Source organism: Acetobacter lovaniensis (assembly GCF_014207635.1).
In the GTDB taxonomy this organism is placed as follows: Bacteria; Pseudomonadota; Alphaproteobacteria; order Acetobacterales; family Acetobacteraceae; genus Acetobacter; species Acetobacter lovaniensis.
In genome coordinates, this window is record NZ_JACHIE010000008.1 from 83,649 (window position 1) to 97,167 (window position 13,519).

The 13,519-nt window shown below is 56.1% G+C and carries 12 protein-coding genes and 1 pseudogene; 10 read left to right on the forward strand and 3 right to left on the reverse strand.

The features are described 5' to 3' along the window. Nucleotides 1-148 precede the first annotated feature (148 nt). From HNR55_RS10260 to HNR55_RS10300, 10 genes and pseudogenes are all read left to right on the forward strand, one after another. The gene (locus HNR55_RS10260; RefSeq protein WP_166115059.1) at nucleotides 149-817 is read left to right on the forward strand and encodes a haloacid dehalogenase type II; all 669 of its coding nucleotides are present in this window, start codon (nucleotides 149-151) and stop codon (nucleotides 815-817) included. Nucleotides 818-910: 93 nt separating this feature from the next. Continuing rightward, entirely contained in the window at nucleotides 911-2,536 is a 1,626-nt protein-coding gene (locus HNR55_RS10265) for an ABC transporter substrate-binding protein (protein ID WP_242005544.1), read from the forward strand. Further along, nucleotides 2,533-3,489: an ABC transporter permease gene (locus HNR55_RS10270; protein ID WP_166115062.1), complete on the forward strand. Its 957-nt coding sequence runs from the start codon at nucleotides 2,533-2,535 to the stop codon at nucleotides 3,487-3,489. The genes HNR55_RS10265 and HNR55_RS10270 overlap by 4 nt, the downstream gene beginning before the upstream one ends. Next, nucleotides 3,486-4,301, forward strand: coding sequence for an ABC transporter permease (locus HNR55_RS10275; RefSeq protein ID WP_166115064.1), 816 nt, complete (start codon nucleotides 3,486-3,488; stop codon nucleotides 4,299-4,301). The genes HNR55_RS10270 and HNR55_RS10275 overlap by 4 nt, the downstream gene beginning before the upstream one ends. Before the next feature lie 119 nt (nucleotides 4,302-4,420). After that, a pseudogene (locus HNR55_RS16975) lies at nucleotides 4,421-5,595 on the forward strand (ABC transporter ATP-binding protein); the annotation flags it as partial. A gap of 234 nt (nucleotides 5,596-5,829) precedes the next feature. After that, nucleotides 5,830-6,090, forward strand: coding sequence for an oligopeptide/dipeptide ABC transporter ATP-binding protein (locus HNR55_RS17285; protein ID WP_242005552.1), 261 nt, complete (start codon nucleotides 5,830-5,832; stop codon nucleotides 6,088-6,090). Between the two features lie 25 nt (nucleotides 6,091-6,115). Continuing rightward, on the forward strand, nucleotides 6,116-7,576 hold the full coding sequence (locus tag HNR55_RS10285; RefSeq protein ID WP_166115066.1) for an NAD-dependent succinate-semialdehyde dehydrogenase: 1,461 nt from the start codon (nucleotides 6,116-6,118) through the stop codon (nucleotides 7,574-7,576). 79 nt (nucleotides 7,577-7,655) lie between these two features. Then, nucleotides 7,656-8,153: an Lrp/AsnC family transcriptional regulator gene (locus HNR55_RS10290; RefSeq protein WP_166115069.1), complete on the forward strand. Its 498-nt coding sequence runs from the start codon at nucleotides 7,656-7,658 to the stop codon at nucleotides 8,151-8,153. Then, the gene (locus HNR55_RS10295) at nucleotides 8,150-9,037 is read left to right on the forward strand and encodes a GNAT family N-acetyltransferase (RefSeq protein WP_166115072.1); all 888 of its coding nucleotides are present in this window, start codon (nucleotides 8,150-8,152) and stop codon (nucleotides 9,035-9,037) included. The genes HNR55_RS10290 and HNR55_RS10295 overlap by 4 nt, the downstream gene beginning before the upstream one ends. Before the next feature lie 39 nt (nucleotides 9,038-9,076). Further along, the gene (locus tag HNR55_RS10300) at nucleotides 9,077-10,006 is read left to right on the forward strand and encodes a 2-hydroxyacid dehydrogenase (protein WP_166115075.1); all 930 of its coding nucleotides are present in this window, start codon (nucleotides 9,077-9,079) and stop codon (nucleotides 10,004-10,006) included. A 137-nt stretch (nucleotides 10,007-10,143) separates the two neighbouring features. Here HNR55_RS10300 and HNR55_RS10305 read toward each other — a convergent pair whose 3' ends face one another. The 3 genes from HNR55_RS10305 to HNR55_RS10315 are packed head-to-tail and all read right to left on the reverse strand — an operon-like array spanning nucleotide 10,144 to nucleotide 13,501. Beyond that, nucleotides 10,144-11,427, reverse strand: a complete 1,284-nt coding sequence (locus tag HNR55_RS10305; RefSeq protein WP_166115078.1) for an NAD(P)/FAD-dependent oxidoreductase — start codon at nucleotides 11,425-11,427, stop codon at nucleotides 10,144-10,146. Between the two features lie 21 nt (nucleotides 11,428-11,448). Beyond that, a complete protein-coding gene (locus tag HNR55_RS10310; RefSeq protein WP_166115081.1) occupies nucleotides 11,449-12,777 on the reverse strand; it encodes an MFS transporter in 1,329 nt (442 codons plus the stop codon). Between the two features lie 13 nt (nucleotides 12,778-12,790). After that, nucleotides 12,791-13,501 carry an HAD-IA family hydrolase gene (locus HNR55_RS10315; protein WP_166115084.1) on the reverse strand — a complete coding sequence of 237 codons (711 nt, stop codon included), beginning with the start codon at nucleotides 13,499-13,501 and terminating at the stop codon, nucleotides 12,791-12,793. Between the last annotated feature and the right edge of the window lie 18 nt (nucleotides 13,502-13,519).

Sequence of the window (13,519 nt, forward strand, 5' to 3'; positions counted from 1 at the left end):
CAGATCAGGCCAGATAAGTCCACCGCATTATCTGTGGTCCCTTTTCCAACATACAGAAGGCTCTGCTGCATAAACCAAGAAAGCAGTAGCATTCTCCATTCGGTTTATGTTGTCATACCGTAACGTTAACCAGACGGATAAAAACATCATGACGACGTTCAGGCCAAAATTCGTAACATTTGACTGCTACGGCACACTGACCCGCTTTCGTATGAGCGACATGGCGCGCGAGCTTTACGCGGATGTCGTTCCCCCCGAAAGCATGGAACAGTTCTGCAAGGACTTTGCCGCCTACCGGCTGGACGAGGTTCTGGGCCCATGGCAGCCCTACCGTTACGTGCTGCTCAATGCCGTGGAGCGCACCTGCAAAAAGTGGAATGTTCCCTTCGCACCTGAAGTAGCCAACAAGTTTTATGAAGCTGTTCCCACATGGGGTCCGTGGGATGATGTGCCCGCAGGGCTGTCCAAGGTTGCCAAGGAAGTGCCTCTGGTCATCCTTTCCAACGCCTCCAATACACAAATCCACTCCAACGTAGCCAAGCTTGGCGCACCTGTGCATGCTGTCTTTACGGCGGAAGACGCGCAGGCATACAAACCGCATATGCGTGCGTTTGAATACATGCTGGACAAGCTGGGTTGCGGCCCGGAGGATATCCTGCATGTTTCATCCTCCCTGCGTTATGACCTGATGACCGCGCATGATCTGGGTATTCGCAACAAGGTTTTTGTCGCTCGCGGGCATGAACCCTCCACGCCGTATTACGGTTACACCGAAATCCCTGACATTGGTGGCCTCCCCGGCGTTCTGGGCCTGTAAGCCTTCACTCCGGAAGCGGGGCGATTATTCCAATACAGTATTCGCCCCGTTCTGTTTCCTTTCCCCCTGTTTTCCCCCAGTTGGAGCGTGTTGATGCTGAACCGACGCAACATGATGAAACAGGGAACATGCCTGCTGGCCTCAGGTTTTTGTGCGGTGCAACCGTGGTCAGGTGCGGCGTGGGCGGCTGGCGGCAATGCTGACGGGGCCGGTCTGGCGGGAGCCGGGCCGCACAACGCACAACCCCGCACCGGTGGGCATGTGCGGGCCGCCTCCACCTCAGGCTCCCTGAGCGATACGCTGGACCCTGCGCGTCAGTCCATGGCGACTGATTACATGCGGGGCAATATGTTTTACGATGGTCTTGTCGCACTGGACGAGACCCTGACCCCACATCCCGCCCTTGCCCTGAGCATCGACAGCACCGATTTTAAAACATGGCATATCCAGTTACGCAGGGGCGTATGCTTCCATGATGGAGCCCCCCTGACATCGGCCGATGTTGTGTATTCCATCCTTCGCCATAAAGCCCCTGAACTTGGGTCGCAGGTCCATTATCTGGCCATGGCCATGCGCACCGTAAAAGCCGATGGACCACTTGGCGTCGTGATCGAACTGGATGCACCCAATATTGCATTTCCTTCTGTTCTGGGGTTAACCAATTTTGCCATTATCCGCGAGGGTACAACCCAGTTTCATAAAGCCAATGGTACTGGTCCGTTTACCTGTGCCGTTTTCCAGCCTGGCATCCGTTCAGTAGCGCTGCGCAATCCCAATTTCTGGAAATCTGACGGCGTATGGGTAGATTCTCTCGAACTCATTTCCATCAGCGATGATATGGCACGGCATAATGCCCTGCTCTCGGGTGATGTGGACATTATTGCCTCCGTGGACCCCCGGCTTGTAGCACTCATCCGCAAACGCAATATCTCAGTGCTGGAAAGTCCGACAGGAACTTACACCAATCTGGCTATTCGTCAGGATGTGGGGCCGGGCCAGAACCCGGATTTTGTGCAGGCGATGAAGCTGCTGTTCAACCGCGAACAGATGCGCAGTTCCATTTATCTGGGCTTTTGCCGCACAGGCAACGACCAGCCCCTCCCCCCCGAACACCGTGATTGCAACACAACCCTGCCCCAGACCAGATTTGATCCGGACAAAGCGAGATTCCTGCTCAAAAAAAACGGTTTTCTCAACCAGAGCCTGCCACCACTCATCTGCTCTCCCGCAGCAAACGGGTCTGTGGAAATGGCCGTGCTCCTCCAGAATGCAGCCCAGAACATCGGATTGAAGCTGGATGTACGCCGTATGCCCGCTGATGGGTACTGGAGCCAGTCATGGATGCGTTTTCCCATGGGGTTTGGCAATGTTAACCCCCGTGCCTCCGCGGATATGACCTTTGCGCTCAGCTTTACCTCGACTGCCCCATGGAATGAATCCCACTGGCGCGACCCACAGTTCGACCAGTTGCTCGCCCTCAGCCGCCAGGAGCCAGATTCTGCAAAACGGCATGCCCTGTATAACGATATGCAAGCCATGATCCATACGGGTTCGGGCGTGTGCATTCCAAGCTTCATTACCAGTCTGGATGGCTTTCACCCCCGCATACAGGGTTTACGCCCGCATCAGGGGGGGCAGTTGATGGGGTATAATTTTGCCCGTCACATCTGGGTGGATGAACAGACAATCCCCTCTGCAGTAGGGGGAACCGCTCCATGACGGCAAAGCTTGGCATAGCCATTGCCCGTAGGCTTGGCGCATCCTGCGTATCTCTTGTTTTTGTTGTGGTCGCAGTCTTTTTTATTACCTCCGCCCTGCCCGGCGATGTGGCGCAATCCCTTCTGGGGCAGGCGGCAACGCCTGATGCGGTTGCCGCCCTGCGCCACAGCCTGCGGCTGGACGAACCTGTTCTTCTGCGTTTTGCAAGCTGGGCAGGTGGGTTGCTCCGGGGTGATTTTGGCATGTCACTGGTCAGCCACCAGTCTGTCATGAGCATGGTGCACGAACGCCTGCTGCACTCGCTTTTACTGGCCGGTATTACAACGCTTTTTGCGGTTCCCACGGCTTTGCTGCTTGGCACGCTTTCGGCCATATTCCGTAATACGGTTTTTGACCGTTGTGTGTCCGTACTGACACTTTGCGTTGTATCTGTTCCCGAGTTTCTGGTCGCAACACTGGCGGTTCTGGTGTTTGCCGTGCAACTGCACCTGCTGCCCGCCCTTGCCAGTATTAGCGATATTCATTCCATCGGATCGTTTCTGGCGGCGTTCTCCATGCCGGTCGCCACACTGGGATGTGTAATTGTGGGGCAGATGGCACGCATGACACGTGCCGTTATGGTGAATGTGCTCAGTTCATCATGGGTGGAAATGGCCATACTCAAGGGAGTATCCCCCACCGCCATTATCCTGCGCCACGTTTTACCCAATGTTGTAGCGCCACTGTTCAACGTGATGGCGCTCAGCCTTTCCTATCTGCTTGGAGGCGTGGTCATTGTGGAATCTGTTTTTCATTACCCCGGGATCGCCAGTCTGATGGTGGATAGTGTGACATCGCGCGATATTCCGCTGGTACAATCCTGTGCACTCATTTTTTGCGCCGCCTATCTGCTGCTGACCACGCTGGCCGATATTGTCGCCCTCTTCTCCGCGCAGGAAAGGAACGGTGCATGATGCTTACCCTTCCCCTGCCACGCTCCCTGACCCCGTTTTTGCAGGCGCCATTACTACTCGCCATGCTGTGGCTGCTACTGGCCCTTATCGGGCCATGGATTGCCCCTTACCTGCCCGGAGAAGTGGTTAGCACCACTGTATTCGCTCCCATGTCGCTCCAGCATCTGCTGGGCACGGACTATCTGGGCCGCGATGTACTGACCCGCCTGCTCTATGGCACCAGCAGCACCGTACTGCTCTGTGCGGCGTCTACCGCCATGGCCTGCGGCGTTGGCGCCTTTCTGGGCATGATGGCCGCCCTTAAACGAGGAATGACCGATACCCTGCTCTCACGCTTCATGGATGGTGTGATTTCCATCCCCTCGCTGTTAAGCGGGCTTGTGGCTGTGGCAACCTTTGGCTCTTCCATGCCGGTGCTTGTACTGGCAATGGCGTGCATTTACCTGCCCGGCTCCTACCGCACATGCCGGATGCTGGCACTCTCCATCGTGCAGAAAGACTTCATCCTTGCCGCACGTATGCGGGGAGAAAAAACGAGCTATCTGGTCCTGCGGGAAATCCTGCCCAACATGGCAGGACCGGTGCTGACCGATGTGGGGCTACGGTTTATTTATGCCGTAAGATTACTGAGCAATCTCAGCTTTCTGGGTGTCGGGTTGCAACCCCCGCAGACAGATCTCGGCTCCCTCACGCGGGAAAATCTGCTGGGTCTTGTTTACGGAGCACCAGCCGTTATCGCGCCTGCACTGGCCATTGCGTTCCTGACAGTGGGGCTCAATCTTGCTCTGGACAGTAAAGGGCGACGCCAATGAACGGGTATTCTACCCTGCCCCTTATTACGGTCCGGAACCTCTGTCTGACTGGCAGCAGGGCCGCAGGACCGGAAACCACCATTGTCTCCAATGTCAGTTTTGACGTGGCCGAAGGTGAGATGCTGGCCTTAATCGGTGAATCCGGCTCAGGTAAAACCAGCATTGCTCTTGCCCTGACCGGCTATGCCCGCGCGGGCTGCCGCATAGCGCAGGGGGAGTTACGGGTAGCCGGACACGACGTACGCAGCATGGATGCAGGCGAATTACGCAGTTTTCGGGGCAAAACCATTGCCTATATTGCCCAGAATGCCGGTGCCGCCTTTAACCCCGCCCTGCCCCTTATGGAACAGGTGATCGAACCGGCCCTGACCCACCACATCCTCCGTCGCAAGGAGGCCGTGGACCATGCCATAGCACTGTTCGAAATGATGGCCCTGCCCACGCCCCATACCATTGGCGCGCGCTACCCGCATGAATGTTCAGGGGGGCAACTCCAGCGGATCATGGCCGCCATGGCACTGATAACCGAACCTGAAGTGGTTATTTTTGATGAACCCACAACAGCACTGGATGTAACGACACAGATCGAAGTGCTGGAAGCTTTTAGGGTCGCCATGCGCAAGTGCGGGTTTACGGGTGTTTATGTCACCCATGATCTGGCCATTGTTGCCCAGATGGCCGACCGCGCGGTTGTACTCAAAAATGGCAGTGTGCAGGAAGAAGGCCCGACCAGACAGATCCTGAGCCAGCCCACCCAGCCTTATACCCGGCAGCTTGTTGCAGCCAGCCAGCCGCAGCTGCGCAACCACAATGCGTTGCAGCCCGCAACACCGCTGCTTGATGTGCAGAACCTGATGGTCGGTTATGGGGCCATTATGGCCAACGGTCACCCCAGATATACCATTGTCAACAACGTAAGCCTGCCCGTTCGCGCGGGTGAAACACTGGGGATTATCGGCGAATCAGGGTGTGGCAAAAGTACCCTTATCCGGGCCATAGCCGGTATTCAGCCCTGGTCAGGGGGCAACATGCTTTTGCTGGCCAGCCCCTCCCCCCCAAAATTGAGGACCGTACCCCCCAGCAGCGCCAGCACCTGCAACTGGTCGCGCAGAACGCGGATCTGGTGCTTAATCCGGCCTTGAGCGTAGGTGCCACGCTCCGTCGTGTTCTGACATTTTATAACGAAGATGCCTCGGACGCAGCCCTGAACCGGGTTCTGGACATGGTACGCCTGCCTGCTGCTGTGGCCGGGCGCTACCCCACCCAGCTTTCCGGTGGCCAAAAACAGCGTGTCAATCTTGCGCGTGCTCTGGCCGCCCGCCCCCGGCTTGTGCTCTGCGATGAAATTACCGCAGCGCTCGATACCGTTGTGGCCGCCGCCATTCTGGACCTGATGATGGAACTCAAGCGTGAACTGGGGCTATCGTGGCTTTTTGTTACGCATGACCTGCACGCGCTCCGTTCTGTCTGTGACCATGTGGCTGTTCTGTACGCCGGGCATTGCGTGGAGTTCTCCACGGCGTCTGCCATGAACACGCCCCCACACCACCCCTATACCCGCAAGCTGGAAAACTCCGTGCCAGAAATGCAGCCCGGCTGGCTGGACGGGGTTATTCGGCAAAACGGATTAAAACCGGGCAGAACGACCCCGGTTCCCGCTCATGGCTGCTGCTACATGCCGCGATGCCCGATCGCTGTCGCAGACTGTGCCCAAACCCTACCCCCAACGTGGCAGGCGCCTTCTGGCGCACGGATTAACTGCCACTTACAGGCATCAGACCTATCCTGATCCCCCTTTCATGAGGAGAAATACCATGGCGCAACCTGCCCTGACTGATTCCACACTCTTCCGCCAGCAGGCTTTTATAGCCGGTATCTGGTGTGATGCGGGAGACAACCAGCGGATTGATGTGGATAATCCGGCAACAGGAGCCATTATTGGATCCGTGCCTGCCTGCACCGCACAGGATACCCAACAGGCGATTGAAGCCGCACGCGTGGCGCAACTGGCCTGGAGGCGCAAAACCGGCACACAGCGGGCCGAAGTTCTGGCCACATGGTACCAGCTTGTCATGGACAATCTGGAAGACCTTGCCACGATCATGACCGCAGAGCAGGGTAAGGTTCTGGCTGAAGCACGGGGAGAAGTGCGTTATGCCGCATCTTTCCTGAAATGGTATGCCGAAGAAGCCCGCCGGAACGAGGGCAGTATTCTAAGCACGACAGACCCCGCCAGACGCGTACTGGTGCTTAAACAGCCTATTGGGGTCACGGCCGCCATTACACCGTGGAACTTCCCGCTGGCCATGATCACCCGCAAATGTGCCCCTGCTATTGCCGCAGGATGCAGCATGGTCATCAAACCTTCTGAACTGACACCTTTTTCCGCCCTTGCTCTTGCCGTGCTGGGTGAACGTGCTGGCCTGCCCACAGGGTTGCTGAGCGTGATTACAGGTCTGCCCGCAGCAGTGGGCAAAGTCCTGACCGAGAGCCCGGTTGTACGCAAGCTCACCTTTACCGGCTCTACGGGTGTAGGCAAAATCCTGCTCGGGCAATCTGCCGCGACCGTAAAAAAATGTAGCATGGAACTGGGCGGCAATGCGCCCTTCCTTGTGTTTGATGATGCGGATGTGGACGCCGCAGCCGAAGGCATTATGCAAAGCAAGTTCCGCAATGCCGGGCAGACCTGCGTCTGCGCCAACCGCGTGCTGGTGCAGGACGGCATATGGGACCGCCTGCTAGAGGCCGTCATGCGCAAGGTTGAGGCTTTGCAGGTTGGTGCTGGCATGGACGAGGGCAGCACGATCGGGCCGCTTATCAACGATTCTGCCGTAGCCAAAGTACGCGCCCATGTGGAGGATGCCTTGAGCCGGGGGGCCCGTTACGTGGGTGCCCCCCTGCGCACGGAGGGCCGTTTTGTCTGGCCGGTCGTGCTTGAAGGTGTAACCACTGAAATGCGCGTGGCCCACGAGGAAACATTTGGCCCCGTGCTGCCCCTGTTCCGCTTTAAAACGGAAGAAGAAGCCATAGACATTGCCAACAATACGCCTTTCGGGCTGGCTGGCTACTTTTTTACCAACGACATCCGTCGTTTGTGGCGCGTGGGGGAAGCACTGGAATTTGGCATGATCGGGCACAATACCGGCGCCATTTCCATGGAAAGCGTGCCTTTTGGCGGGATCAAGGAATCCGGGCTTGGCCGCGAAGGAGGACATGCGGGCATGGAAGAATTTCTGGAAACAAAAAGTCTGCACCTTGGCGGGCTTGACGTTTAACATCCGGAACATTCTGATCAGTATTTCATCAGCCCCGCGCCGGGGCTGACCCATCCTTGCGCTGGAGATCGTCTCTGCCATGCAGCCCACCCCAAAGCTGGACAGAATTGACCTTAAAATTCTTACGCAGTTGCAGCGCAATGGTCGTCTGACCAATGTCGAACTTGCCAACAGGGTTGGTCTTTCGGCCAGCCCGTGCCTGATCCGTGTCAAACGGCTGGAAGCTGCTGGCTACATAACAGGCTACGGCGCCCAGATTGATATCCGTAAGATAACGTCCATCCTGACCGTGTTTACGGAAATCACCCTGTCTGATCACAGACGCCATGATTTTGCACGTTTTGAAAACCATGTCAGCAAGCTTGATACGGTTGTGGAATGCCACCTGATCAGCGGTGGATATGACTACCTGGTCAAGTTTATTACCCGCGACGTGGAACATTACCAGACGATCATGGAAAACCTTCTTGAGCTAAATATCGGGATCGAGAAGTACTTCAGTTATATCGTGATAAAATCCCCTATTGTAAAAGAGTCTTTTCCGATTCAGGACTTTTTCCCGGAGCAGAAAATTTGACCCAGACCGCAACCTCCCCCCCAATCCTGCAGACCCAGCTCGCATTCCGCCCCATGACCCCGGAAGATCTTCCTCAGGCGTGGCAGCTCTCCAAGGATCTGGCATGGCCCCACAGGCTGGAAGACTGGGAGCAGATGCTTGCTCTGGGCAATGGGTTTGTCGCCACAACCATGGACGGTTCCATTGTGGGGACACTCCTGTGGTGGGCCTGGGGCCCCCAGGCAGCCAGTCTGGGCATGATTATTGTCAGCCACGCATGGCAGGGGCATGGCATAGGCAAACACCTTATGGCTCTGGCCCGCCAAGCCCTGCCAGGTTATAGGCTCCACCTGAACGCCACATCCGCCGGAGTGCCGCTATACGAAAAAAGCGGCTTTCGTTCCACGGGCGTCGTCATGCAACATCAGGGCAATGTTTCCACCGTCCCCCTGATCCCCCTGCCAGAAGGCTGCCGTATGCGGCCTATGGGCGTTGCCGATCTGGACGCGATCTGCGCTATGGACAAAGCGGCTCTCAAACTCGACCGCTCTATCCTGCTCACGCGGTTGATGGAGGACGGACGCGGTATTCTTGTGGATTCAGAAAAAGGTATTCTGGGTTTTTCCTTCTGCCGTAAATTTGGCTGGGGGCAGGCCACAGGCCCGATTATTGCACTGGATCAGGCTTTTGCCCTGCCCATGCTGGCCTACTGGGCTGGAACCTGCGCAGGGCAGTTCCTGCGCGTGGACATTCCACAGGACGAAACCGTGGCAGGACTGCTCGACCAGTGGGGCCTGTTATGTGTGGGCTCTGTTGTCTCCATGTCCACCGAGATGGCTGAAGCCAGAGATGCAACCATACAATCCCCCACCTGCTATGCCCTGTGCAGCCAGGCGCTGTGTTGAGGCTGGGACGACTGTTCTTATTTTGTAGGAAACTACGCTATGTCTTTTCTGCTCAAATCCACCCGTGCGCGTGCAGAAGCCTGGAAGCCACTGTTCCAAAAAGCGCTGCCTGACCTTTCCTTCCATATCTGGCCGGAAACCGGGAACCCGGAGGATGTGCGCTTCATTGCCGCATGGGAGCCTCCGGCGGACCTGCTCCAGCGCTTTCCCAACCTTGAGGTCCTGTTTTCAGTCGGAGCGGGTGTTGACCAGTTCGATATGAGCGCAATACCCGAGCATGTGACCATTATCCGCATGATCGAACCCGGCCTGACGGACGGGATGGTTGAGTACGTTCTGTGGGCAACCCTGACACTGCACCGCGAGATACTGACCTACCTGGCCGAGCAGAAGCAGCATGTCTGGAAAACCCGACATAACAAAATAGCCTCACAGCGCCGGGTGGGTGTTATGGGTCTGGGCACACTCGGCACCCCGGTGGCCAGCGCTCTGGCTCATGCCGGGTTTAACTGTCGTGGCTGGTCACGCTCACGCCATTCTGTAACCAACGTAACCTGTTACGCAGGTGCGGAGGAACTGGACGCTTTTCTGGCTGAAACAGATATCCTGATCTGCCTGCTCCCGCTGACAGACGCGACACGGGGCATGCTCAACGCCGATCTGTTTGCAAAACTGCCAAAAGGGGCGCAAATCATCAATGTCGCACGGGGCGCGCATCTTGTGACACCAGACCTGCTTGCTGCCCTTGATAGCGGCCAGATTGGAGCGGCCATTCTGGACGTAACGGACCCCGAGCCTCTCCCTGCGGACAGTCCTTTATGGACGCACCCCAATGTGTTGATCACTCCCCATGTGGCCAGCAATAGTCAGGCAGAAACCGCAGGACGTGTGCTCCTTGATACCGTGCAACGCTATCTGGCTGGGGAGCGGGATTTCCCCTCCAAAGTCGATCGTTCCAAAGGCTATTAATCTTTTATCTGGCAACATAAAAACAGGCGGGGATTATAATCCCCGCCTGCTCCGTCCCCTTGTTTGATTACCCTTGGCTGTCAATAGCGCTCCGGTTACCCCGATATAAAGAGTAATCGGAGGAAAGCATGAAGCATTCAGGGTTCCAGATTCTGCACATAATCCTTGGCCCGGTAATATGCCCCCACAACCGGCAGGAAGTGTGACGCCAGACCATAAAACGGAATCTTTGGCCAGGACCGCCCTGCAAGTGGGTTGGTACCGCTCATGCCGCTCATGGCTTCAGCCATACGCTGGCCCATGTAAACAGACATCTGTGTACCATGCCCGCTATAGCCCATGGTGTAATACACACCATTCCACTGCCCAGCACGTGGGAGACGGTCAACGGTCATATCCACGTCCCCACCCCAGCAATAATCTATTTTGACATCTGGCAAGGCAGGAAGTGTACGGCGCATGGCGGCAAGCAGCATATGCCCGCTTGCAATATCCGTTGTGGTCCGTGAACGCGAAAAACTGGCACGACCGCCAAAAATCAGCCTGTTATCCGCCGTTGCCCTAAAATAGTTATGAATGTTCTGCATGGTCACAACATTGCGGCCACCGGGCATAACCTGCTCAAGAGTTGTGGCATCCATGGGCTCGGTTGCGACAATAAAGCTCCCCACCGGCATAATGCGCTGGCGGAACCAGGATGGACCATGCCTGCTGGTGCCAGTTGCCATAAGCACGTTTTTTGCAAAAATCCGACCATGAGGGGTTGAGACCTCAAACCCTCCCTTACCGGATTTGATCCCGGTCATGGGCGTGTTTTCAAAAATCAGGCCGCCCGCCTTCATGACCGATTGGGCCAGTCCCACACCAAAGCGGCCCATATGCATGCGCGCACTCTGTGGATAGATCAGCCCACTGTTAAACAGATCTGATGCCAGTTCACTCCTGATCTGCTGCCCATCTATAAACTTCACGTCTGGGTCAGCTTCTTTCTGGAGTTTTTCATAATCAGACAACAGAGCAGCCCGATGGACCTGCAAGTTGCCAACCTTGAGCTTGCCGCAGCGCTCAAAATCGCAGTCAATCGCGTTATCCCGCACAACAGTCTCAACCGCATCAACCGCCGCGTTGAAGACCCTGTAAAGGGATGTTGCCTTATCTACCCCCAGATTTTTGCATGCGAAGGAAAAACTGCCCGCAAGGCCGTTGTTTACATGGCCACCATTCCTGCCCGAAGCCTCGCCCACTACGCGCTCACGCTCAAGCAGAACAACAGATGCACCCAACTGGCGTAACCGCAGGGCAGCGGAAAGACCGCTAAATCCCCCCCCTACCACCACGGCATCCACTGAGCCGGGCAGAGCGGCAATGGGGCTGGCTGTGAATGATGGGGCTGTTTCCAGCCAATAAGAGGTTAACTTCATAACGCGTTCCTCATAACCTTATCAGGAAAGGGTAATATGACTAGCCTGGGAAAGGCTGAGCCCAGCTGTTTCTGGTGCCCAACGCCAGGATATAAGTGCCCCAAGGGCAAGAAGAGCAAAAGCGCCAAAAAGGGTTGCCTGCACGCCAAAATGGGCCACTCCGACAGGGAGTAGAAAAGTACCCAAAGCAGCCCCCAGCCTACTGACGGAGGAGGCAAAACCAACCGCAGTGCCGCGTATTTCTGTTGGGAACAGCTCATTAGGATACACAAACTGAAGGCCACTCCCAGCAGCTTCCACGGCTGAATACACAATAAAAGCAACCAGAACCGCCCATCCTGCCTGCCCCGGCCAGACAACAATAAAGAGCAGCGACAGTGCAGCCAGTACAAAAGACCAGATCAGGAGCGTTCTGCGCCCAATTCTGTTGATCAGCCCGAATGTGACCGGCAGAATACCAAGGAACGTAAAGCATGTGACCACACAGGCTGCAAGAACTGGATTGGTCAGGTGCATTTGCGCCAGAATTTGCGCCTGCAGGGTATGGATGGAAAAGGCAGGAGCACTTTGCAGTATCCAGAACACACTCACAAAAAGCAGCAATCCCCTGTAGCGTGGGCTGCATAGCAGAGTCATAACCTGCCGTATTCCCCCATCTGTTCCCGCAGGAGAAGGCGCTTCAAACGCAACATCCATATTCAGGAATGTTTTAACAATATGCCGCGCTTCCGCCACCCGCCCAACGCTGAGCAGCCAGAGAGGAGATTCCGGCATACCCGCACGGCACAGCAGCAAAAAGAGTGATGGTACAAAGCTGGAGCCAAGAATAAGCTGCCAGTTACAGGGAAAAAACGAAAGCAGTGCATACCCGACAATAAAACTGCACACATACCCCAGCCACCAGAAGGTGATCAGTCCGCTCAGTGCCGGTCCACGCCAGCGCCGGGGCATGAACTCGGTCACGTAAGCTGTCGCAATCGGGTAATCCGCGCCAATGGCAATGCCGATAAGAAAACGCCAGACCAGCAGACCGGCAAAGCTGACACAAAAAAACTGGGCGGCGGAAAAGACCGTGAACATAAGAATGTTCACGGTATAGAGGATCTTGCGCCCGAAGCGGTCAGAGGTGACCCCTCCCGCCAGCCCTCCCACAAAAACACCGGCCAGAGAGGCAGCCCCCACAAACCCGGTGGCGTTGGCTCCCAGATGGAAACTGGAAACCAGCAACGGAAGTACAACACCAATAATACCCAGAATATAGCCGTCGCAAAAAGGACCACCACCAGCAATAAGTGCTAGACGTAAATGAAAGGCCGATGCTGGTATGTCATCAAGGGTCCGGACTTCCATGCCTTGTATCCTCTCAGGAGTATAACATTTGCAGGCCGCCCTGATCCGCCAGGTCTGCGAGTTCCTTCAAGGTGGAAAAATGGTAGTCTGGCTTTGTCAGGGTTTCGACCGCAATGGTACCACCAAACCCACCAATGGCTTTGCGCCGCTCAATCCAGCATACCGTGTAGCCCAGTTTGCGGGCTATTCCGATGTCATGATACTGGCTTTGTGCAACGTGCAGAATATCTCCTTGCAGAATACCATCCCGGCTCAGGCGGCCCCGGGCAAAGCCAAAAAAGGCGGTATCCGGTTTTTCGCACAGCGCATCATCCACCGTGATGGAATCATGGAAGGGCATGCCGAGCGTTTTTTCCATGCCTGAAAAAGCCCAGCGTTGCGTGTTGGTCATGGCAACGAGCCTGAAGTGCCTGCCAAGGCGCTGCATGGCTTCCACACTATCTGCAAACGCGGGCCAGTCTTTGGCCGCGTAAACAAATGCATCTGCGTAAGCCTCTGTCTCAGGCAGGCCAAACTGCGCAGCCAGTTGCAGGTAAATGGGCTTTAAATCCTGCGGGAAAGGCAGGGTCTGCCCGCGTGCACGCATTCCCCTGTAAGCACTCAGGAATGCCTCACGCTCTATGGTAACCCCACACAACCTTTGCAGCGCGTCCATCATCCCGCTTTCAAAGTCGATCAGGGTACCGACAACATCGAAGGTTAATGCTTTGGGAAAACGGGCCACGTCAAAATCTCCGTCACT

Bases quoted from the DNA above. Each gene is read 5' to 3' on its own strand.
- HNR55_RS10285 (WP_166115066.1), top strand. From the start codon at position 6,116: ATGGCGCAACCTGCCCTGACTGATTCCACACTCTTCCGCCAGCAGGCT.
- HNR55_RS10310 (WP_166115081.1), bottom strand. From the start codon at position 12,777: ATGGAAGTCCGGACCCTTGATGACATACCAGCATCGGCCTTTCATTTA.
- HNR55_RS10300 (WP_166115075.1), top strand. From the start codon at position 9,077: ATGTCTTTTCTGCTCAAATCCACCCGTGCGCGTGCAGAAGCCTGGAAG.
- HNR55_RS10270 (WP_166115062.1), top strand. From the start codon at position 2,533: ATGACGGCAAAGCTTGGCATAGCCATTGCCCGTAGGCTTGGCGCATCC.
- HNR55_RS10275 (WP_166115064.1), top strand. From the start codon at position 3,486: ATGATGCTTACCCTTCCCCTGCCACGCTCCCTGACCCCGTTTTTGCAG.
- HNR55_RS10305 (WP_166115078.1), bottom strand. From the start codon at position 11,427: ATGAAGTTAACCTCTTATTGGCTGGAAACAGCCCCATCATTCACAGCC.
- HNR55_RS10290 (WP_166115069.1), top strand. From the start codon at position 7,656: ATGCAGCCCACCCCAAAGCTGGACAGAATTGACCTTAAAATTCTTACG.
- HNR55_RS17285 (WP_242005552.1), top strand. From the start codon at position 5,830: ATGAACACGCCCCCACACCACCCCTATACCCGCAAGCTGGAAAACTCC.
- HNR55_RS10265 (WP_242005544.1), top strand. From the start codon at position 911: ATGCTGAACCGACGCAACATGATGAAACAGGGAACATGCCTGCTGGCC.
- HNR55_RS10260 (WP_166115059.1), top strand. From the start codon at position 149: ATGACGACGTTCAGGCCAAAATTCGTAACATTTGACTGCTACGGCACA.